The organism is Gemmatimonadaceae bacterium, assembly GCA_036496605.1.
Taxonomy (GTDB): Bacteria; Gemmatimonadota; Gemmatimonadetes; order Gemmatimonadales; family Gemmatimonadaceae; genus AG2.
In genome coordinates this window covers 166,659-187,159 of the sequence record DASXKV010000038.1, presented here as the reverse complement: position 1 = coordinate 187,159, position 20,501 = coordinate 166,659, and the positions used below count along the sequence as shown (strand labels likewise).

Below are 20,501 nucleotides of genomic sequence, written 5' to 3'. Positions count from 1 at the left end.
GCAGCCCTCAGATGCTGAGCGTCTGGGCGCCGCGCGAGCGGTTCAGCCAGATGATGTAGAAAGTGCGTACGACGAAGATCGCCGTGAACAGAGAAGCAGCAATACCGGCGATCAGCGTGACGGCAAAGCCTTTGACCGGGCCGGTGCCGTACTGATACAGCACCGCAGCGGTCAGGATCGTCGACACGTTCGAGTCGATGATCGCCGGCCGTGCGTGGCGGAATCCTTCGTCGATCGCCGTTCGCACCGTTTTGCCGCGATCCAGCTCTTCTCGTATTCGCTCGAAGATGAGCACGTTCGCGTCGACGGCGATACCGATCGACAGGACAAAGCCCGCGAGACCAGGGAGGGTGAGCACGGCGTCGAAGCCGGCGAGTATGGCGAGTGTATAGAGCACGTAGAGCGCGAGTCCGGCAACCGCGAGGGCTCCGGAAAAGCGGTAGTAGAAGAGCAGGATCAACACGACGAGCCCGATTGCGATGGCACCGGCGCGGAAGCCTTTGTTGATCGAGTCCTGTCCAAGCGTGGGGCCGATGTTATGAACTTCCGCAACACGCAGCGGAACGGGCAACGCGCCGGCACGGAGCACGAGCGCGAGATCCTGCGCGTCACGGATGTCACGTCCCTGCCCCATCGTGATCTGTCCGCTCGTACCGATCGCACCCTGGATGATCGGCGGCCGACCCATCACGCGGTGGTCGAGGACGATGGCCATGTAATCGTGCACGTGACGCCCGGTTTCCGTCTTGAAACGACGACCGCCGAGATTGTCGAGCGTGAACTGGACGATCGTTCCCTCGAGCGGCGACGTATTTGGCCGCGCATCGGTGAGGGCCTCGCCGGTGATGATCGGCTTGGCGTCGACGACGTAAAAGAGCTTGTACGTCTTGCCCTGCAGCGACGTCGAGTCGTTGCTCGGCAGCATCTCCTTGCCTGGAGGCATCGCGGCCTTGATCTCGGGCAACCCGAGATAGCCTTCGACCTTTGCTGCGTTGTCCGCGTCGACGAGATACTCACCAGGCATCTGGCTCGGGCTCTGCTGAATGAGGCTCGAGAAGGGCCCGCCCGTCGGCAGTGCTGCGACCGACGTATCCGACTTCGCACTGTCCTTCTTCGCGGCGTTCTTGGCCGTGTCCGTCGACGTGAGAAGTCCCTGAAGTCCCTTCGAGGTCGCGGGCTGAGTCGGCGCCGCTACAGTACCCTTCGCCGCCGTGGTCGTAGCGAGTCCCTTGTCGCGAATGACCTGATCCAATCGCGGCAGCACGCGCTCGAGTGCCTGTGTCTTGTCCGTAATGCGAAACTCGAGGAACGCCTGCTGCTGGACGATCGCCTTTGCACGCTCGGGATCCTGAATACCAGGAATCTGAACGACGATCCGATCGTTGCCCTGCTTCTGCACGACGGACTCGGACACGCCGATGCCTTCGATGCGGTTGCGGACGGTTTTCAGGGCACGGTCGATCGCATCTGGAATCTTGTCTGCCGGAATCGCCTGCTTCGACTCGTCGACCTCGAGGGCAAGGTAGGTTCCCCCCTGCAGGTCCAGACCCTTCCGCAAGGGCACGAGGCGCTGAACGACGTCGCGCGGAACACCGTCGGCGCCGAACTGGCGAACTTTGACGTCACGAGGGAAGAGTGCCCAGATCGAAACGATACAAAGCGCGACGATGAGCCCGATGCGGTACTTCAGATTGGACATGGCACTGCCGGTAGGAAGGATAGGATTTCGCGCAGCTTCTAAGGGTATCTCACACTTCGAGTTGAGTCAACGCAGCACGCGCCGCGCGTTCGTCCGCGCGGAGCTGCGTAACGAGCGCGTCCGGAGACTCGAAGCGCATCGTGTCACGCAGCCGCTCGACGAATTCCACTCGCACACAGGAGTCGTACCAATCGCCGCTCGCACCGAAGAGATGCACCTCGAGAGACAACGCCAGATCTCCAAATGTGGGACGCGGACCGAGGTTCATCATTCCACCGAACGAACCGTGCTCGGATTGAACGAGGACCGCGTATACACCCATTGGCGGAAGAAGTTTTCGCGCTGACGGAATCCTGACGTTCAGCGTCGGGAACCCAAGCAGCCTCCCGCGCTCGTCGCCATGACCGACGCGTCCGCTGAACGCGTAGCGCCGACCGAGCATCCGATGTGCGCCCGCCAAATCCCCGTACGAGACCGCGCGTCGAATCGCGCTCGACGACACAGGCAATCCATTGAGCGAAACGGCATCGACGACACCGACCAGGAAGTCGTGCCGCTTGCCGAGCTCGCGAAGCATGTTGACGTCACCGGCGCGGCGGCGGCCAAACCCATGATCGTAGCCGATGATGAGCTCGCGCACACAGAATCGATCGAGCAGAATCCGCTCGACGAATTCGATCGCGTCGAGAGCGGCAAGGGCGGGAGTAAATGGCACGACCGCAGCGTACTCGAGACCGCTCTCGGCAATGGCCTCGAGCTTCTCCTCGGTGGTCGTGAGGAGGGGTGGCGCGGCCGTGGGATTCACGACCTCGAGCGGATGCGGATCGAACGTGACGAGCAAACTCGGAAGCGAGCGCGCCGAGGCGCGCGCGGCGACACGCGCGAGCAGATCACGGTGGCCGCGGTGAACCCCGTCGAAGGTGCCGACGGTGATCACCGAACCTAACGATAGGCGCGGCAGGGCGGTCGCCATCTCTCGCGCGTCAGGCATCGCGCACGACGACGCGAGGACGGAGGACGGCACCTTCGCGCTCCGCGAGCGCGACCAGCTCACCGTCATCGTCGACGAGGGCGACGAGACTCGCATCGCCCTCGGCGTCGACGACGTTGCCGTGCTGCACGCGGCGGAGCTCCGCGTCGGCGACGCGTCGCGTCGCCAGATGAGGAATCGCTGAACGTAACGGCAACAACGCCGGCGGATGCTCCTCCCCCAGCGCGCTGACGGAAATTGCTCGAGCGACGTCAAATACGCCGCTGCGCGTTCGCCGCAGCGCGGTGAGGTGCGCCGCGCTCCCCGTGAGTCGCCCGAGATCCCGCGCGAGCGCACGAACATACGTCCCGCCGCCGCACGTTATGGTCACGTCGAGTGTCGTCGACGTTCGGTGGCGCACGAGCCACTCGCGAACGAAAATGGAAGCCGGCGGCAAGTCCAGCGGTTCACCGGCGCGCGCGGCCGCGTAGGCGCGACGACCCCCGAGCTTCTTCGCCGAGTAGTCGGGTGGTCGCTGCTCGATTTGGCCGGTGAGCTCGCGAACGCCGCGATCGATGTCCGAAGCGGCCGGTGGATTCGCTTGGCGCGTCGTTTCGCCCGTTAGGTCGTCGGTCGTCGTTTCTCTGCCAAATTCGATGGTGGCGTCGTAGACCTTCGGCTCGTCGTCGACGAACTGCGCAAGACGAGTCGCGCGCCCAATCAATACGACGAGCAATCCCGTCGCAAAGGGATCGAGGGTACCCGTATGACCAACACGCCGCGTATGGAGCGCGCGCCGGACAACGGCGACGACGTCGTGCGACGTCATCCCGGCAGGCTTGTCGACGAGCAATACACCGTCAGTCGGTGTCGTCCTCACGGGACGGACGATCGGAAGACTCGGACGCGGGAGTATCCTTCAATTGCGAGAGCAGCGTCTCGATGCGCGCCGCGCGGGCGATGCTTTCGTCCGGCTTGAAGACGATCTCGGGCGCGACGCGGAGACGAAGTGCACGTCCAACGCGCGCGCGCAAGTGGCTCGCGACACTGTCGAGGCCATCGCGAGTTGCCGCGCGCTCGGACGCCGATCCGTAAATGCTCACGAAGACCGTCGCGACGTGGAGATCGCGCGAAACGTCGACGCCCGTCACGGTGACGAGACCGACGATCCGTGGATCCTTCACGTCCTGGCTGAGAAAAGTCGCGACTTCGACACGGATCGCTTCAGCCACGCGATCCGGACGACGGTTATTGCTCGCCATGCGTCAGAGAAAGCTGGTCGCGGTGTCGACGATGCGGCACTGCGGATTGGCGTCGATGAAATGATCGACGGATTCGAGAACGGACTCGGCGTGCCGGCGCTCCGTGGAGACGACGCAGACCGTCAACTCCGCGGATTGCCACGCATCGTGGCGAGCCGTCTCGGCGACCGAGACGTTGAACTCGTTATGCAGCCGATCTTTGAGACTCTTGAGCACCGACCGCTTGTCCTTGAGCGAGTGGGCGGCCGCGAGGTGCAACTCGAACGAGCGCACGCCGATGACCACGAGCCTGTCGACGGTCGATTAGCGCGGCGCCGCCTCGAGCGTGCGCGCCACCTGTTCGGTGCGGTAGCACTCGATGACGTCGCCGACCTTCAGGTCGTTGAAGTTCTCGATGCCGATGCCACACTCGAAGCCTTCGCGCACCTCGCGCACGTCTTCCTTGAAACGACGAAGCGAGGCGATCGTGCCGTCGTAGACCTCCACGGCATCCCGGATGATCCGAACCCGACCCTGTCGATTGATCAGGCCGCTCCGAACGGAGCAGCCGGCGATCGTACCGATGCGAGAGATCTTGAACACCTCGCGCACCTCGGCCTCGCCAAGAATGACTTCGCGCTGCTCCGGACGCAGCAGTCCTTCCAATGCCGAGCGAACGTCGTTCACTGCCTCGTAAATGATGCGATAGAGCCGGATGTCGACACCCTCGCGCTCGGCAGCGGTGCGCGCGTTGTTGTCCGGGCGTACATGGAAGCCGAGGATGATCGAGCCCGACGCTTTCGCGAGCAGGATGTCGCCCTCGGTGATCGCGCCGACGCCGCGGTGCACGATCTCCACGTTGACTTCGCTCGTGGAGAGTTTGCCAAGCGCGTCGGCGAGCGCCTCGGCCGGACCGCCCTGGTCCGCCTTGATGAGAATGCGAAGCGTTCGCAGCTCGCCCGCGGCCGACTGCGCCATGAAATCCTCGAGCGAGACACCGGCACGCGATGTCCGGCGACTCTTCGCCTCACGGTCGAGACGCTGGCGACGCTGTGCAACCTCGCGCGCCGCTGTCGCGTCTTCGACGACCAGCAGCTTGTCACCGGCCATCGGGACGCCTTCGACGCCCAGCACCTGTGCCGGGATCGCTGGACCCGCAGCCTTCACCGTCTTACTGCGCTCGTCGAACAGCGCGCGAACGCGGCCGCTGAAGAGACCGCAGATGAAGTCGTCGCCGATTTTGAGGGTTCCGTTGCGAACGAGCACCGTAGCGACCGGACCCTTCCCCGGATCGAGCTGCGCCTCGACCACCGTGCCTTCCGCACGACCATCGGGGTTCGCCTTGAGATCGAGGATTTCCGCCTGGAGCAGGATGCCGTCGAGCAGCGCGTCGATGTTCGTGCCCTTCTTGGCGGAGATTTCCGCCGAGAGCACCGTACCGCCGAACTCCTCGAGTACGACGCCGTGTTGCAGCAGCTCCTGTTTCACGCGCGACGCATTGGCCTGCGGCAAATCGATCTTGTTGATCGCGACGATGAGCGGAACGCTGGCATTCCTCGCGTGCGAGATCGCTTCGATGGTCTGCGGCATGATGCCGTCGTCGGCCGCGACGACGAGCACGACGATGTCCGTGACCTGCGCACCGCGCGCACGCATGGCGGTAAACGCCTCGTGGCCCGGCGTGTCGAGGAAGCTGATCTCCTTGCCGTTAGGCAGGGTGACGTGGTAGGCGCCGATGTGCTGCGTGATGCCACCCGCCTCTCCCGCGACGACGTTCGCCTTTCGGATGTAGTCGAGCAGTGACGTCTTGCCATGGTCGACGTGACCCATGATGGTGACGACCGGCGGCCGGGGCTGGAGATCTTCGGGCCGATCGACGGTCTCCGTGCCCGTTTCCTCGGCCTGATAGGCATCTTCGCGAACAGCCTCGAAGCCGAACTCACTTGCAATCAGCTCGATCTGATCGAAATCCAGGCGCTGATTGATGGTGACCATCAATCCAAGATTCTTGAACGCGAACGCGACAATCTCCGTCGCCGGCACTTTCAGAATCTGCGCGAGCTCGCTGACGGTGATGAACTCGTTGACGCGGACGGTCTTCCTCTCGCGCTCGAGCTCCGCCGCGCGTGCGGCTTCAATCTCCTCGCGGGCACCACGTCGGAGATCGCTCGAGCTCCGTCGCTGTGGAGCGCCGCGGAGCGTTGCCATCGTCTTTGAAATGTTCGCATCCACCGCCTCTTGATCGACGGCACCGCGCTTTCCTTTCTTGCGACGGCCGCGATCGACGTGCGCTCCAGCACCACCGCCACCTCCGCCACTACCAGCACCACCACCACCACCTGATTGCTGGCGATCGTCGCGGCGTGCAGGCGTCGCCGTACCGCCGGGTGCGGCCGAAGCGATTGGGCGCGGCGGCATGAAGGAGCCACTGCTCGCCACGGGACGCGGACGCGGAGCACCCGGCGTAATGGGACGCGGGCGAGGCCGATCCGGCATGCCCGAGACGGACGACGGCCCTGCTGGCCGAGCCGGCGGCGCATGCGACGTAGAGCCACCTGCGTGAGCCGGCGCAATGGGCGTACGCGTTTCTTCGGTGAATCGCGGCGGCTGTACACGCTCGTGCTCCCCGGTCGCCGATTGGGGAGTTGGCGGGGCTGGCCGACGCTCGACCGTTGGCGGCTCGTGAGGCGCGGCTTCCGCCGGCGCGGTGCGCTCGGTGACCGACTCTGCCTCGTGCTCGACCGTGAATGTCGATTCGGCGGCGATTTCGTTAGGCGACTCGGACGGCGCGATCGCAGTTTCCTCGACGTCGACCGGCGCAACGGGGATCTCGCTGCGGCGGCGACGACGAATGCCGGCATCGCCGGCGACGGCGGCGGCAGGCTCGGCCACCGGTGCAACCGCTGACGATCGTCGGCGACGCGTGGTTGTCGCGGGTGCGGTTTGTTTCTCGGCGCGCGCCCGCTTCTCGCGCTCCCAGCGGGCACGAAGGCGTGCGATCTGGTCATCCGTGAGCAAACTCAAATGACTGCGAACGGGAATGTCCATTTGACGAAGCAAGACGATCACTTCGTCGGACGAGATCCCGAATTCACCAGCCATGTCATGCACGCGAAGCTTGCTCAAACACCCCTCCTACGAATCCCTGACGACGCTCGTAGCCACGAGCGCGCGAATACCACGGGCAAGCTGCGCGTCCGTGACGCCGACAGCCGCCGTCTGCTCTCGTCCAACGGCGGCGCCGAGTTCGGCAGCCGTTGGCCCCTCAACGAAATTAACACCACGTGCCCGTAGCAGCGGCACAACCTTCCCCCGACTATGTGCCGACGCGTCGGGAGCAACGACGGCGAACACCAAGGTGCCCTTCTTCGCCGCGGCGCGCACTTGCTCGACGCCGATGACCACCGTCCGTGCACGCACGCCAAGCCCGATCAATCGGAGCACGCGCTCGGACACACCTCGCTCCACGGAGATTGTTGACGCGTTCAGGCTGTCGACCCCGCTTCCCCCGGCTCGGTCGAGCGTTCGCCACCACCGGCGGCTTCGTCGGAGGTGTCCTCGGTAGTCAACTCGTCGATGATTCCCATGATGCGATCGGCCTCCGCCGGAGCAATGCCGGGAAGCTTTAGCAAATCCTCACGCTCGAGATCGATGATGTCGTTGAGCGTCCGATATCCAGCGTCTTCCAACACCGCGACGGTGGCTGGCGGCAAGCCCTGGATATCCGAGAGCCGGACATCGGCCATCTCGTCGGACTCCTCGGGCAACGGGGCGAAGAGCGGCGAATCTGTCCCGCGCTCCAGCCACTCGCGGCTCGAGTAGAGATCGATCTTCCAGCCCGTGAGCTCTGACGCGAGCCGCACGTTCTGACCATTGCGGCCGATGGCGAGCGAGAGTTGATCCTCATCGACGACGGCCTGAATGGTTTTTGTGGTCGGGTCGCTGAAGACACGCGCAACCTTCGCCGGCGCAAGCGCCAGCTTCGCGAACCGCTCCGGGTCGGGTGACCAGGGTACGATGTCGATACGCTCGCCGCCCAACTCGTTCACGACTGCCTGCACGCGTGAGCCTTTGAGGCCGACGCACGCGCCGACCGGATCGATCGAATCGTCGCGCGAAAAAACGGCGATCTTCGTGCGGCTGCCGACCTCACGGGCCGTCGCGCGAATCTCGACGATTCCCTGCTGAATCTCCGGGACCTCGAGCTTGAAGAGCGCCTTCACGAACAAGGCGTCGGCGCGACTCAGAATGAGACGCGGCCCCTTCGGGGTCTCCTCGACGCGCTTGAGGACGGCGCGAATCGGCTCGCCCTGGTGGAAGTGCTCGCGATGATTCTGCTCGCGATAGGGAATGATCGCTTCCGCTTCGCGAAACTTGTTGAGCATAACGACGAGCTTGCCGCGCTCGATCTGCTGGATCTCGCCGGACAGGAGGTCACCGACACGGGTAGCGAATTCGTCGCGGATGCGAGTGCGCTCGCCCTCCCGCACGCGCTGGATGATTCGCTGCTTTGCCGCCTGAACCGCGGCGCGGCCAAAGACGGCGAAGTCGATCGGTTCCTCGAGCACGTCGCCGACCTGGAACCCTTCGTCGTAGCTGCGCGCGTCCTCGACCGAGATCTGGCGGCTGGCGTCTTCGACGCCTTCCACTACGTCCTTGAGCAGAACGATGCGGATTTCGCCCTTGCCGTCGTCGATGTCGACCTCGGCTTGAACGTTCGGCCCATATTTTTTCGCGAGCGCCGCCATTATGCCGTCTTGCAGCAACCCGTAGAGCTCCGCCCGGTCGAGCTGCTTGACGTTCGACAGCTCCCGGAACGCCGCGAGAATCTCTGCTGAACCGATCATCCCGACACCTCGTTCGGAGGCAAGTGCGTCCCCTCCGATGCCGTCTATTTAAAGTGAAACGCGAGCCGAGCTTCTTTCACGTCCGACAGCGGGATGCGTCGTTCCGGACCGCGCTCCAGCTCGAGCACGACCACCTCGGCGCCTTCTCCGCCTTCGACTGCTGCGATCTTTCCCTCGAATCGTCCGCCCTGCGCCGGGCTGAGGACGTTCGCCCATTCTCCGACGAACCGCTTCCAATCGCCTGGTGACCGCAACGGCCGATCGCCTGGCGAGGAAACTTGCAGCTCGTAATTCTCAGGTACGATTGTACTGCCGTCCAACCGGGCCTCAATTGCTCGCGACACCGTCGCGCAGTCGCTCACTGCCACCCGATTGCCATCCCGACGATCGATACGAACCTCGATCAGCGGACGGTTGCGCGTACCCCCTCGCCGCAGCTCGACGAACTCGTAGCCAGAACCTTCAAGTTCCTGGCGAATAACGTTTTCCAGCTCATCGCTCATGTGGTATCGAGGAAGGTTAGCGGAACAAAAAAATGTGGGGAGCATCCCCCACATTTCGTCCCGCGGCCCCTGGTGCCGCGCGCGACGTAAGCTAGGCCACGCGGAGAGGCCCGTCAAGTTGAAGGCAGACTGTCGACTACGACGTTCCGCGGCTCAGCCGAGTATCACCCCGAGCTGTCGGCCAGACTCGCCTGCGCGGTGCGAGTAGAAGCGATCATTGTCGCAGCGGGTGCAGAAAGAGCTGCTCGTGACGTGCCGAACGCCAGCGCCGCGGGCGTGGTCCGCGATCAGCGCTCTGAGATCGACGCAAGTGGTTGTGCCTGACGAGTCGCGACCGGTGAGCTGGCGATAAACGTCGGCACCGACTTCGTAGCATTTGCCACAAATCGCGGGTCCCAAATGGATCCGCAGCTCGGAGATCGCGAATCCGCGCTGGGCCAGCGCGTCGATTCCGCGCTCGACGATTCGAGCGGCGGTACCTCGCCATCCGGAGTGCAACAGCGCCACCGCACCTGAGGGATGGGCGACAAACACCGGTACGCAGTCCGCGACAGTGACGACGAGTGCGAGGCCGCGGTAAGCCGAGACGTGTCCGTCCGCCTCGTCAACGCGGAGCCAGCCGTCCCAATCAGCGCCATGTACCACCACTCTGGCGCCATGCACCTGCGAAGCCGACGCGAGGCGAACCCCACCCGGGCGAAGTTCCTCGCGCAGCTGGCGCCAGCGCTTCATCACGTGAGCCGAGGGCTCGTCGGACGCTAGTCCAAAGGAGCCACTGGCGCGCGTTGTCGTGAAAGCAGTGATGCCGAAAGGCGCGAAGTCGTCGACCGTCTCGGATTCCGAGAGGATCGTCACGTCGACCGGCGTTCCTCGACTCGCTCGATCTTGGCGCCGAGCGCGCGTAGGCGCTCGTCGATTCGCTCGTAACCGCGCTCGATCTGACCGACATTGTCGATCGTGCTCTCGCCGGTCGCGCACAGCGCGGCCAACAAGATTGCCATTCCGGCCCGGATGTCGGGCGATTCCACCTGCGCACCGCGCAGCCGCGAGGGACCGACGACGACCGCGCGGTGGGGATCGCACAGGATGATTCGCGCGCCCATACCGATGAGTTTGTCGACGAAGAACATTCGCGACTCGAACATCTTCTCATGCATCATGATCACGCCTTCGCACTGGGTCGCGGTCACGATCGCGATCGACATCACGTCCGCGGGGAACGCCGGCCATGGCTGGTCCTCGAGCTTGGGAACGTGCCCACCGAGATCGCTCTGGATCGTCTTTTCCTGCTTCGCGGGGACAATGAGGTCGTCGCCTTCGGTCTTGCACTCCACACCCAGACGACCGAAGCCAAGGCGAATCGAGCGTAAGTGCTCAACGCCCGCGCTGGCAATTCGCAGCTCCGATCCGGTGACCGCGGCCAGGCCTATGAATGAACCAACCTCGATGTGGTCGGGACCGATCGTGTGCGTGGTGCCGTTGAGCGGTCGGCCGCCCTGAATCGTGAGCACGTTGGTTCCGATGCCCTCGATCGATGCACCCATGGAGATGAGAAAACGCGCGAGGTCCTGCACATGTGGCTCGCATGCCGCGTTACGAAGCTTGGTCACGCCCTTGGCGGCGACTGCTGCCATGAGTGCGTTCTCTGTGCCGGTGACGCTGGGCTCGTCGAGAAAGATGTCGGCGCCGCGGAGCTGCTTCGTGCTCAGCTTGTACGCCTCACCGAGATCGAAGTGAGTGCCGAGCTGTTGTAAGGCGAGGAAATGCGTATCGAGTCGACGACGACCGATGACGTCACCTCCAGGAGGTGGCAGCGTGACCTCGCCACAGCGGGCGAGCATCGGCGCGGCGAGGAGAATCGACGCACGGATCTTCTTACAGAGCTGTGGATCGAGCTCCGCGGATCGGACCGTCTTCGCGTCGATGACGAGTGTGTTGCGCTGCCTCCATTCCGCGCACACGCCCGCGGACTTGATGAGCTCAACGAGCGTTTCGACGTCGCGGATGCGGGGAACGTTCTCGAGTGTGACCTGCTCTTCCGACAGGAGCGCGGCGGCGACGATCGGCAGGGCGGCGTTCTTGTTGCCTGACGGGCGAATGGTGCCAGAGAGCTTGGATCCACCCTCGACGACATACTGCAGTGCGGCCATGAGCGTTCGAGGAATTTCGTTGGGTTATGACGACAACGGGTCAGACGCATCGTCAAACTAATGAGGGAAGGCGCAACTGCAGACGGCGCAGCTGCCTGAGGCGCAACTGACAGGCAGCGCTGGCGAGGACGACGCAGCTGCGGACGGCGGACTTCAAAAGCCGAAACGGCGGACAGCGCGGCTTGCACTCGCTACCGATCGCAGGTTACGATCACGGATAGCGCGGCCTCTGCCTTGCACTTGCATCGCGGCGGCCGCGTGCCGCGCTTCCAGCGCGATACCACTTTCTCAGCGAGAGTCGACCCAATGTTCCAAGCGATGACGTGGGCCGGCATATGGCTTGTTCAGCGCGCCGCGCTGCCTGACACGATCTTCACCAAACAGATCGCCGCGACGCCAAATTTGTTCGACCGGATTACCGGAATCGCGAGCGGCGTTCTCACGATCCTGATCTGTCTATTCGTGATCGCCCTGGTGCCTGTCGCTTGGAACTTTCGACGAAGCATGCAGCGCATCAACGGGCTGCTCGCACGCTTTTACGGTGACGTGCAGCCGATCGTGCGTCACGCCACCTCGGTTGCGGACAACGTCAACTACATCACGACATCGATTCGGACGGACGTGCAGAAGATCAACGCGACGATCGCGAGCGCGAATGAGCAGTTACAACAAGCCGTTCAGATGACCGAACATCGACTCGGCGACTTCAACGCACTCCTGAAAGTGGTCCAGGAGGAGGCGGAACAGATGTTCGTGTCGGCCGCGTCGGCAGTCCGAGGCGTGCGAACCAGCGCCTCCGCCCTGTCCGAGCCCGGCAATGGGACGAAGTTTGCGAGTCAGGAGGAGGAGCGGGAAACAGAGGACGAGGATCTCGATCAGCTCGAGCTGGACACCGAAGCAGATACCAGGGAGGAGATGACTGATGGCTACGACAGCGATGCCGAGGCGACCGAGGACGATGTCGCGCGACCGCGGCTCCGTTCGCGACGGCGCGGGGCCGAGCGCGGGAGGCCGGGCGTTGGCGCGCGGCCGCGGAGCAACGGATGAGCAGTATGATTTGCTGACAGCGGCACTGATCGGAGTCGCGATCGGAGTCGGCACGACAATGCTGGTTCGGCGGGGACCGTCGGGACGTCGGCCCGTGTCGCCGATGCTTCGTGGCGCGGCCATTGGCGCGAAGTGGGCCGGCGCCCGGGCGGCGGAGCTCGGCGCGCGGGGCGCATCGTGGGCGCGCGACGCAAGCACCGATCTCTGGGACCGTATTCCGCGGGACGAGATTCGCGATCACGTGCGCGAGTACCTCGGCAAGGCCCAGGAGGCAATCGATGACGTTGTCGAGACCGAGCTGCACGATCTGCGGCGCGCGCTGCGACGACAACGCAAACGGTTGGGTATCTAGCATTCACAAATCGACACGCGGCACGCCGAGATCGAGGCACGCGCCGTCGTTGTTGGTCATGCTCGTGCTGGCAGGGGCAGCGCTGGTGCTGCTTCCGTCCGCGGCGTATGCGTGGACTCCAGGAACGCACGTCTTCCTCGGCGAAGCGGTGATGCGCTCGCTCGACTTGCTTCCGTCGGCGATCGCCGAGTTGTTGCGCGCGTACCCATACGACTTTCTGTACGGCTCCATCGCGGCGGACACGAGTATCGCGAAGAAATACGCGCCGGCCGGGCGGCACTGCCATTCGTGGACCGTCGGGCTCGAGATCTACGACGGCGCCGAAGATGATCCGCTGCGCGCATTCGCGTTAGGCTATCTCGCGCACCTGGCCGCCGATGCCGTTGCGCACAACTACTTCGTTCCGAAGCAGCTCGCGATCACGTCGAGCACGTCATCACTCGGCCACAGCTACTGGGAGAGCCGTTTCGAGACGCACCTTGGCGAGCGGTACAGTCGCCGAGCGCGTGATTTGATAACGCTCGATCACTCGCGATCCGACGGATTGCTGGATCGGATACTGAGTCCGACAATCTTCAGCACGCCGACGAATCGACGGATCTTCCGGGGCATGGTTGTCGTCGCCGACTCCGAATCGTGGCAGCGGATCTTTCAATTGATGAAAGAGAACAGCCGCTGGGATCTCACCGATGGAGAGGTGGGCCGCTACCTGGAGCGGTCGTTCGATTACATCGTCGATTTCCTGCGCCGTATCGAAAAATCGGAGCCGTATCGCCTCGATCCGTCAGGCGACCACCCATTGCGTCTCGCGAAGCGCGTGCGACGCGACGTACTGCGTCGTGAAGGCGACGACGAGCTGCGTGAAGAAGCCGAGCGGCATTTCGGGATGCCCAACTCCGCGCTGACGTTCTCGCAGCAGCTCGAGCTGCCGCTCTACGCCCCAAGCCGCTCGGCGAGTAGCTGATTGACGCGGCGCGGATCGGCCCGGCCGTTCGACTTTTTCATCACGAATCCAACGAGGACGCCGAGGAGCTTACGCTCCCCGCGGCGAAATCGGGTCGCCTCGGCTTCGTGTTCGGCGATGACTTCTTCGACCCAGGCACGCAGAGGAGCGTCGTCGCGCACCTGAACGAGCCCTTCGCGCTGGGCAATCTGCGGCGCGCGCTCGCCCGTTTCGGCCATGATCGCGAAGACTCTCTTGGCGGCGGTGCCGCTGAGCACATCATCGCGAACGAGATTGAGGAGCTCGGCAAGATCAGCGGCGCGAATTGGAAAGTGCTCGATGTCGCGTTTCGTCACCTTGAGCGACGCCAGCACCTCGCCCATCACCCAGTTCGCCACCGTCTTCGCGTCGCCGTGCTGCATCACGACTTCCTCGAAGTAATCGCCTAACGCTTTGCTTGCGGTGAGGACGTCGGCATCGTATGCGTTGAGCGCGTAGGTCTGGCGATAACGCGTTCGGCGCGCGGCAGGCAGCTCTGGCAACTCACCGCGCACCTGCTCGATGCGTGCGAGCTCGATCACGAGTGGCGGAAGATCGGGATCGGGGAAATACCGATAATCGTGACTCTCCTCCTTCGACCGCGCCGGACGCACGACTCCGGAACCAGCGTCCCACAACATTGTTTGCTGAACGACTCGTTGCCCGGCCTGGAGGACGACGATCTGACGCGCGAACTCCGCCTCGAGCGCGTGCTCGACCGCGGAGAAGGAGTTCATGTTCTTGACTTCGGTCTTCGTGCCGAGGACGGTCGTGCCCGTCGGTCTCGCGCTGATATTCGCATCGACGCGAAGGCTTCCCTCCTCCATGTTCACGTCGCTCACCTCGAGAAACTCGAGGAGCTGTTTGAGGGAGCGGAGGTAGGCGCCGGCGGCTGCCGCCGAACGAATGTCTGGCTCGGTCACGATCTCGATCAGCGGTACGCCGGCGCGGTTGAGGTCGATGGCGCTGGCGCCCGGATACCGATCGTGGATCGACTTGCCGGCGTCTTCCTCGATGTGCACGCGCGTGATGCCGACGTCCGTCGAGGAGCCATCGGCGTTCTCGATCGTCAGGTGTCCTCCCGTCGCGATCGGGCGATCATACTGGGAGATCTGATAGCCCTTGGGAAGATCGGGGTAGAAGTAGTTCTTCCGCGCGAAGATCGAGATTGGATGAATCTCGCAGTCCAGTGCGAGCGCGGCGCGAAGGGCGAGATCGACGACGTGCTCGTTGAGTACCGGCAGAGCGCCCGGTAAGCCGAGACAGACAGGACACACGTTCGTATTCGGGGGCGAGCCGAACTCGGGCGAGCAGAGGCAGAATGCTTTCGTGCACGTCAGGAGCTGAACGTGCACCTCGAGACCGACGACCATCTCGTAGCCGGCGCGGGAAGCCGGCGCATCGAGCGTTTCCGGACCGGCGACGGATTCGCGAGTGCTCATCGATGCGCCGCGCTGCCTAACGCTCCCTCGAGCGCGCGAGCGACGCCAAACATCTTTCGCTCGGCGAAATGCGGCGCGAGGATCTGGCCGCCAACGGGTAAGCCGCCGACGCGGCCGATTGGGAGCGACATGGCAGGAATGCCAGCGAGGTTTGCCGTAACCGTGAAGATGTCGCTCAGGTACATGTCGTACGGATCCGTCCTCGACCCCGCGGGAAAGGCCGGCGTCGGCGTCGTCGGCGTAAAAAGGACATCGACGCCCGACTCGAACACGGCTGCAAAATCACGTGCGATGAGCGAACGCACGTGCATCGCCTTCGCATAGTATGCGTCGTAGTAGCCCGCGGACAGAACGTACGTGCCAAGCAGAATTCGACGCGTGACCTCGGGGCCGAAGCCGTTGGAGCGCGTCGCTTCGTACATCCCTCGCAAGCCGTCATCGGTGACGCGCAATCCATACCGAACCCCGTCGAATCGGGCCAGGTTCGACGAGGCTTCGGCGGGCGCGACGATGTAGTAAACTGGAATCGCGAGATTCGTACTCGGCAACGACACGTCGCGGACCTTGGCGCCAAGCGCGCGACAGTGCTCGAGTGCGCGCTCGCAGTGCTCGGCGATTTGATGATCGAGCTGCGGCGGGAAGTATTCGCGCGGCCGCCCGATCACCACGCCATCGAGCGAACCCGCGGGCATTCGATAATTCACAACTTCTCGATCGATGGTGGTCGCGTCGCGAGCGTCGCGGCCGGCAATGACCTCGAGCGCGAGCGCGGCATCGTCGACGCTGATGCCCAAGACGCCCACCTGATCGAGCGACGACGCAAACGCAACGAGACCGTACCGGCTCACGCGACCGTACGTCGGCTTCACGCCAACTATGCCGCAGAACGCGGCCGGCTGTCGCACCGATCCACCAGTCTCCGAGCCGAGCCCAATCGGCGTAATGCCTGCCGCGACCGCAGCCGCCGAACCGCCTGACGAGCCACCCGGCACGAGAGCGTGATTGAACGGATGCTTCGTTCGGCCGAACGAGCTGTACTCGGTGGACGAGCCCATCGCAAACTCGTCGAGGTTCGTTTTGGCAATCACGATCGCCCCGGCCTCGCGCAGGCGCCGAACGACTGTCGCCTCGAAAGGGCTGCGATAGTGCTCCAGAATCCGCGAGCCGCACGTCGTTGGCGAACCGAGTGTGGCGATGTTGTCTTTGATGACGACGGGCACGCCGGCAAGCGCGCCCGCTTTCCCTGCCGCGACGCTCGTCGTGACGCCGTCCGCCTCGTTATGCGCGGCCGCTTCGTCGCTCCAGAGGAAGGCATTGAGGCCGTCCGCGCCTGCCCGGACCTCTCCCGCGCGCTCGAATGCTGCGTCGACGATCTCGTGCGGCGACCGGACACCGTTTGCCACGGCATCGCGGATGGCAGCCGCGGCAAGCGCGGCGCCGTCGCCGAGGCCGTCAATCACGGAGACGGTTCCGGATCTTCGTGCGTCGCGAGTCGCGGAACGAGGAAGAACCCGTCGCGCAGGGACGGCGCGAAATCGGTGGGCGGCCGCATTAACGGAATGGGCGGACCCGCATCGGCTCGCAAGAGCATTGCGTCCTGCTCGATTCCATCGAGGTCGCCATCGCCGGTATCGACCTGCGACAGCACCTGCATGTGCTCGAGAATGGAGCTCAGCTCGACGGCAGCCGCACGCGCTTGCTCGCGGCTGACGCCAAGGCGAGCGAGGGCTGCGATGTGTCGGACGTCGTCGAGCGAGATGGTCACGAGCCGATCTCCCGCTCGAGATTCGCTTGCGCAACGACGAGCGTCTTCCGACCCACGGACTCGTCGTCGAAATCCACCTTCGCTTTGAGCTCGCGTCCCGAGCCAGCAAGCTCCGCGATGGTGCCGGCGCCAAACTTTCGGTGGCGCACACGCGCGCCAACGGCGATGATCGGCGCATCCTGCGACGCGTTTTCGTCGTCCGGAAAGTACCCTTCGCGGGTAACGGGCGTGCCGGGGCGCCGCGCCGCTGCCGAAGGAGGGAATGGCGCATCGAACCCATCGTCGAAGGAGAAGCGGCCGCTATCCCGGCCGGAGCGTCGACCACCGCCCCAACCTAACGACGGCCCACGCATCGCCGAGCGGCCGGTGCTTCGCACCTTGACGGTGCTCCGCTTGTCGAGCATCGCGTCGGGAATGGATTCGACGAAGCTGGACGGCTTGGACGCGAGCAGCTCGCCGTTGCGACGACGTTCCTCCGCGTAGGTGAGGTAGAGCTTCCGCTCGGCGCGAGTGATGCCCACGTAGAACAACCGCCGTTCCTCCTCGAGTTGCGCAGGCTCGTCATACGCCCGCGCGAGAGGAAAGAGTCCGTCTTCCAGGCCACTGATGAAGACGACGGGAAACTCGAGTCCTTTCGCGTTATGCAGCGTCATGAGCGTCACTGCGTCCGCATCGCCATCCAGAGAATCGACGTCGGCGACGAGCGTCGCGCGCTGAAGAAAGTGATCGAGCGGCCGCAAACCGACTTCGCCCAACTCGTCGGCCACCAGCTCCGCAGCACCCGTGATGAGCTCCTTCACGTTGTCGAGACGATCTGACGATTCGGGGCCTTCGGCCTTCAGATAGTCGCCGTAGCGGATGGCGTCCACGAGATCGCGCAACAACTCATCGACCGCTGCCTCCTCGGCCTGCGCGCGAAAGCGCTCGATCAACTCGATGAACTGTGCCAGCGCACCACGCGCGGCCGGACGCATCCCAGCGAGCAGATCGGAGCGCGATGCCGTTGCAAAGAGCGAGATGCGTTCACGTCGTGCCACGTCGGCGAGCATCTCGAGCGTCGTTTCACCGAGTCCGCGCTTCGGAACGGACACCGCGCGACGAAAGGCCTCGTCGTCAGCGGGGTTCGCGATGAGCTTGAGGTAGCTCATGAGATCCTTGATCTCCCGCCGATCGTAAAAGCGCACGGAGCCCACGAGTCGATAGCGGACCGCGTGACGATTCATGGCGTCTTCCAGTGCGCGGCTTTGCGCATTGGTACGATACAAGACGGCGAAGTCGCGGAGGTCGAGATGCTTCATGCCACGAAGGCTCGTGAGCTCCTCGATGATCCAGTCGGCTTCGTCACGCTCGTCGAGCGCACGCACCGATGTGACGGGCTCGCCGCCGCTTCGGGTCGCACGCAATGTCTTGCCCATGCGACCGGTGTTGACGGAGATCACCGCGTTCGCGACATCGAGAATCGGCGGCGCCGAACGATAGTTCTCTTCGAGCCGAACGATCGAGGCGGATGGAAAATCCTTCTTGAAGTCGAGAATGTTGCGGATGTCGGCACCACGCCAGCCATAGATCGACTGGTCGTCGTCGCCGACAACGCACACGTTGGCAATGTCGCCGGCGAGGAGACGCACGAACTCGTACTGCGCGCGATTCGTGTCCTGGTACTCGTCGACGAGCACGTAGCGGAAGCGATTGCGGTACGCTGCCAGTTGCTTGGGATTCTCACGCAGCAGCCTAACGGGCAGGACGAGGAGATCGTCGAAGTCGACGGCATTGGCGACGCGCAGCGCCTCGCCCAGATCGCGGTAGATTGGCGCTACCGTGCGGGAGAACGGATTCATCGCGAGCGACTCGTACTCGGGTGGCGAGACCAGCGCGTTCTTCGCGTCCGAGATGGCGCCCTGCACTGCACGCGGCGCGTATTGCTTCGGCGACACGCCGTGACGCTCCATCAATCGCTTCACGACGGCCAGCGAATCATCCTGATCGTAGATCGTGTACGCCGGTGTACGCTCGACGAGATGCGCGCCCGCGCGAAGCATTCGCGCACCGATCGCGTGAAAGGTGCCGATCCACATTCCCCTCGTGGGCCGGCCGAGCAAGCGCTCGATGCGCTCGCGCATCTCGCCGGCGGCTTTGTTCGTGAACGTGACAGCGAGTATCGCGCTCGGATCGACGCCGTGCACTTCGACGAGCCGAGCGATGCGCATCGTAAGCACGCGCGTTTTGCCGGATCCGGCGCCGGCGAGCACGAGCAGTGGACCATCGCGATGCAGCACGGCCTCGCGCTGCGCGGGATTGAGGCCGTCGAGAAGACAATCGTCCTGCAGAGTCGTTGTCGTCGGTGCTTCCATCATCGAAGTATAACGTCGAACGTAGCACCGGCGTCGGCCGCGGCGAGAACCAATTTCCCGCGATGATTCTCTTCGACAATGCGCCTTGCGAGCGAGAGTCCGATTCCCCAACCGCTCTGCTTCGTCGAGAATCCCGGCTCGAATACCGCGGCGCGGAGGCTTGCGGGAATGCCCGGGCCATCGTCCGCGACGCGAATGCGCACGCTGCCGTCGGATTGGCGCGCCGTCGACATGCGAATGCGTCCGCCGCGGCCCGCGAGCGCGTCGATCGCGTTTTTCGTCAGCACTTCTAGCGCCCACTCGAGCAGAACCGGATCGCCGCTGATCGCTGCGTTCGCGCCATCGTGCGTGACATCGATGGTGATGGTATTGGCGAGCGTCGGCACGCGCGCCCGAAAGTACGAGGCAACACGATCGACGAGAACGGCGACATCGACGGCCTCACATTTCGGATCGCGGCCTATTCGCTCGAAGCGATGCGCGACACGATCCAGTCGCTCGAGATCAGCGCGCATGTGGCCCGCGGCAGCCGCCGTCGACGGCTCCTCGACGCGCTCCTCCAACAATTCGATCCAGCCGGCCAGACTGGAGAGCGGCGTTCCAAGTTGATGCGCCGACTCGCGCGCCATTCCTGCCCAGATCCGCTCGCGCGCCACGTTCCCGCGAACGCGAATCACATAGAAACCGAGGATGAGGAGAATTGCCGCCGTCGCGACCTGCAGCACGGGAATGATTCGAAGTCCCTCGACCAGTGGCGTGTTACCGAAGTGAATTTGCCCGACCATCGGATCGACGATGGGCGCGTTCTCGCCATCGAGCCGGCGGACGTAGGCGCGGACGCGCGCGTCGCGCGTGACGTCGGTCGCCTCGAATGGGAGATTCGCCGCTGCGGTGGGATTACCCGCCGTGTCCGTGACGATGACGGGAACGCCCTGCTCGACGATGCTGCGCGAGAGCCCAAGCAGTGCCTGCGTTCCGGCGCCCTCGGTCGTGTCTCCGAGCGCGTGGTAAATACGTGCGTAGATACGGCTCGATCGGGCAGCCTCGAGCCGCAAATCGCCGACGACATGATGCGTGTACCACAGAATCGACCCGAGCAGCAGGGCGATCAGCGCGGCGAAGATCAGCTCGGGGCTGCCGCGGCGCATAACG

19 protein-coding genes are annotated in these 20,501 nt (G+C 64.1%); 3 read left to right on the top strand and 16 right to left on the bottom strand.

The window, feature by feature from the left end:
- Positions 1-7: 7 nt before the first annotated feature.
- The 11 genes from secD to murA all read right to left on the bottom strand — a co-directional run bounded on the left by secD (position 8) and on the right by murA (position 11,410).
- A complete protein-coding gene (gene secD / locus VGH98_15850) occupies positions 8-1,699 on the bottom strand; it encodes a protein translocase subunit SecD (protein ID HEY2377452.1) in 1,692 nt (563 codons plus the stop codon).
- A gap of 49 nt (positions 1,700-1,748) precedes the next feature.
- Positions 1,749-2,723, bottom strand: a complete 975-nt coding sequence (locus tag VGH98_15845; protein ID HEY2377451.1) for a bifunctional riboflavin kinase/FAD synthetase — start codon at positions 2,721-2,723, stop codon at positions 1,749-1,751.
- Positions 2,683-3,549, bottom strand: coding sequence for a tRNA pseudouridine(55) synthase TruB (gene truB / locus VGH98_15840; protein ID HEY2377450.1), 867 nt, complete (start codon positions 3,547-3,549; stop codon positions 2,683-2,685). Before truB ends, VGH98_15845 begins: the two co-directional genes overlap by 41 nt.
- A complete protein-coding gene (gene rbfA, locus VGH98_15835; GenBank protein HEY2377449.1) occupies positions 3,530-3,931 on the bottom strand; it encodes a 30S ribosome-binding factor RbfA in 402 nt (133 codons plus the stop codon). Before rbfA ends, truB begins: the two co-directional genes overlap by 20 nt.
- 3 nt (positions 3,932-3,934) lie before the next feature.
- Positions 3,935-4,204 carry a DUF503 domain-containing protein gene (locus VGH98_15830; GenBank protein HEY2377448.1) on the bottom strand — a complete coding sequence of 90 codons (270 nt, stop codon included), beginning with the start codon at positions 4,202-4,204 and terminating at the stop codon, positions 3,935-3,937.
- A 30-nt stretch (positions 4,205-4,234) separates the two neighbouring features.
- On the bottom strand, positions 4,235-7,036 hold the full coding sequence (gene infB / locus VGH98_15825) for a translation initiation factor IF-2 (GenBank protein HEY2377447.1): 2,802 nt from the start codon (positions 7,034-7,036) through the stop codon (positions 4,235-4,237).
- Positions 7,037-7,045: 9 nt separating this feature from the next.
- Complete coding sequence (locus VGH98_15820) at positions 7,046-7,366, bottom strand: ribosomal L7Ae/L30e/S12e/Gadd45 family protein (GenBank protein ID HEY2377446.1); 321 nt, start codon at positions 7,364-7,366, stop codon at positions 7,046-7,048.
- Between the two features lie 29 nt (positions 7,367-7,395).
- On the bottom strand, positions 7,396-8,757 hold the full coding sequence (gene nusA, locus VGH98_15815; protein HEY2377445.1) for a transcription termination factor NusA: 1,362 nt from the start codon (positions 8,755-8,757) through the stop codon (positions 7,396-7,398).
- Positions 8,758-8,801: 44 nt separating this feature from the next.
- Complete coding sequence (gene rimP, locus VGH98_15810) at positions 8,802-9,314, bottom strand: ribosome maturation factor RimP (GenBank protein HEY2377444.1); 513 nt, start codon at positions 9,312-9,314, stop codon at positions 8,802-8,804.
- A 99-nt stretch (positions 9,315-9,413) separates the two neighbouring features.
- A complete protein-coding gene (locus VGH98_15805) occupies positions 9,414-10,115 on the bottom strand; it encodes a polyphenol oxidase family protein (GenBank protein ID HEY2377443.1) in 702 nt (233 codons plus the stop codon).
- Positions 10,112-11,410, bottom strand: a complete 1,299-nt coding sequence (murA, locus tag VGH98_15800; GenBank protein ID HEY2377442.1) for a UDP-N-acetylglucosamine 1-carboxyvinyltransferase — start codon at positions 11,408-11,410, stop codon at positions 10,112-10,114. The genes VGH98_15805 and murA overlap by 4 nt, the downstream gene beginning before the upstream one ends.
- Before the next feature lie 306 nt (positions 11,411-11,716).
- Between murA and VGH98_15795 the strand changes: the two genes are divergently transcribed.
- The 3 genes from VGH98_15795 to VGH98_15785 are packed head-to-tail and all read left to right on the top strand — an operon-like array spanning position 11,717 to position 13,773.
- Positions 11,717-12,457: a DUF948 domain-containing protein gene (locus tag VGH98_15795; GenBank protein ID HEY2377441.1), complete on the top strand. Its 741-nt coding sequence runs from the start codon at positions 11,717-11,719 to the stop codon at positions 12,455-12,457.
- A complete protein-coding gene (locus VGH98_15790) occupies positions 12,429-12,809 on the top strand; it encodes a hypothetical protein (GenBank protein ID HEY2377440.1) in 381 nt (126 codons plus the stop codon). The genes VGH98_15795 and VGH98_15790 overlap by 29 nt, the downstream gene beginning before the upstream one ends.
- Before the next feature lie 58 nt (positions 12,810-12,867).
- A complete protein-coding gene (locus tag VGH98_15785) occupies positions 12,868-13,773 on the top strand; it encodes a zinc dependent phospholipase C family protein (GenBank protein ID HEY2377439.1) in 906 nt (301 codons plus the stop codon).
- Here the strand turns inward: VGH98_15785 and gatB are convergent.
- From gatB to VGH98_15760, 5 genes are read right to left on the bottom strand one after another with little or no spacing between them, the layout of a single operon-like run.
- A complete protein-coding gene (gene gatB, locus VGH98_15780) occupies positions 13,743-15,233 on the bottom strand; it encodes an Asp-tRNA(Asn)/Glu-tRNA(Gln) amidotransferase subunit GatB (GenBank protein HEY2377438.1) in 1,491 nt (496 codons plus the stop codon). The two genes, VGH98_15785 and gatB, sit on opposite strands and share 31 nt — an antisense overlap.
- Complete coding sequence (gene gatA / locus VGH98_15775; protein HEY2377437.1) at positions 15,230-16,693, bottom strand: Asp-tRNA(Asn)/Glu-tRNA(Gln) amidotransferase subunit GatA; 1,464 nt, start codon at positions 16,691-16,693, stop codon at positions 15,230-15,232. Before gatA ends, gatB begins: the two co-directional genes overlap by 4 nt.
- Positions 16,690-16,998: an Asp-tRNA(Asn)/Glu-tRNA(Gln) amidotransferase subunit GatC gene (locus tag VGH98_15770; GenBank protein HEY2377436.1), complete on the bottom strand. Its 309-nt coding sequence runs from the start codon at positions 16,996-16,998 to the stop codon at positions 16,690-16,692. Before VGH98_15770 ends, gatA begins: the two co-directional genes overlap by 4 nt.
- Positions 16,995-19,352 (bottom strand): UvrD-helicase domain-containing protein, encoded by a 2,358-nt coding sequence (locus VGH98_15765; GenBank protein HEY2377435.1) that lies wholly within the window; start codon positions 19,350-19,352, stop codon positions 16,995-16,997. Before VGH98_15765 ends, VGH98_15770 begins: the two co-directional genes overlap by 4 nt.
- Positions 19,349-20,497 (bottom strand): ATP-binding protein, encoded by a 1,149-nt coding sequence (locus VGH98_15760; protein ID HEY2377434.1) that lies wholly within the window; start codon positions 20,495-20,497, stop codon positions 19,349-19,351. The genes VGH98_15765 and VGH98_15760 overlap by 4 nt, the downstream gene beginning before the upstream one ends.
- Positions 20,498-20,501 lie beyond the last annotated feature (4 nt).

Coding starts and splice junctions, on each gene's coding strand:
- rbfA (HEY2377449.1), bottom strand. CDS start 3,931: ATGGCGAGCAATAACCGTCGTCCGGATCGCGTGGCTGAAGCGATCCGT.
- nusA (HEY2377445.1), bottom strand. CDS start 8,757: ATGATCGGTTCAGCAGAGATTCTCGCGGCGTTCCGGGAGCTGTCGAAC.
- rimP (HEY2377444.1), bottom strand. CDS start 9,314: ATGTGGGGGATGCTCCCCACATTTTTTTGTTCCGCTAACCTTCCTCGA.
- VGH98_15760 (HEY2377434.1), bottom strand. CDS start 20,497: ATGCGCCGCGGCAGCCCCGAGCTGATCTTCGCCGCGCTGATCGCCCTG.
- secD (HEY2377452.1), bottom strand. CDS start 1,699: ATGTCCAATCTGAAGTACCGCATCGGGCTCATCGTCGCGCTTTGTATC.
- VGH98_15765 (HEY2377435.1), bottom strand. CDS start 19,352: ATGATGGAAGCACCGACGACAACGACTCTGCAGGACGATTGTCTTCTC.
- VGH98_15795 (HEY2377441.1), top strand. CDS start 11,717: ATGTTCCAAGCGATGACGTGGGCCGGCATATGGCTTGTTCAGCGCGCC.
- VGH98_15785 (HEY2377439.1), top strand. CDS start 12,868: ATGCTCGTGCTGGCAGGGGCAGCGCTGGTGCTGCTTCCGTCCGCGGCG.
- murA (HEY2377442.1), bottom strand. CDS start 11,410: ATGGCCGCACTGCAGTATGTCGTCGAGGGTGGATCCAAGCTCTCTGGC.
- gatB (HEY2377438.1), bottom strand. CDS start 15,233: ATGAGCACTCGCGAATCCGTCGCCGGTCCGGAAACGCTCGATGCGCCG.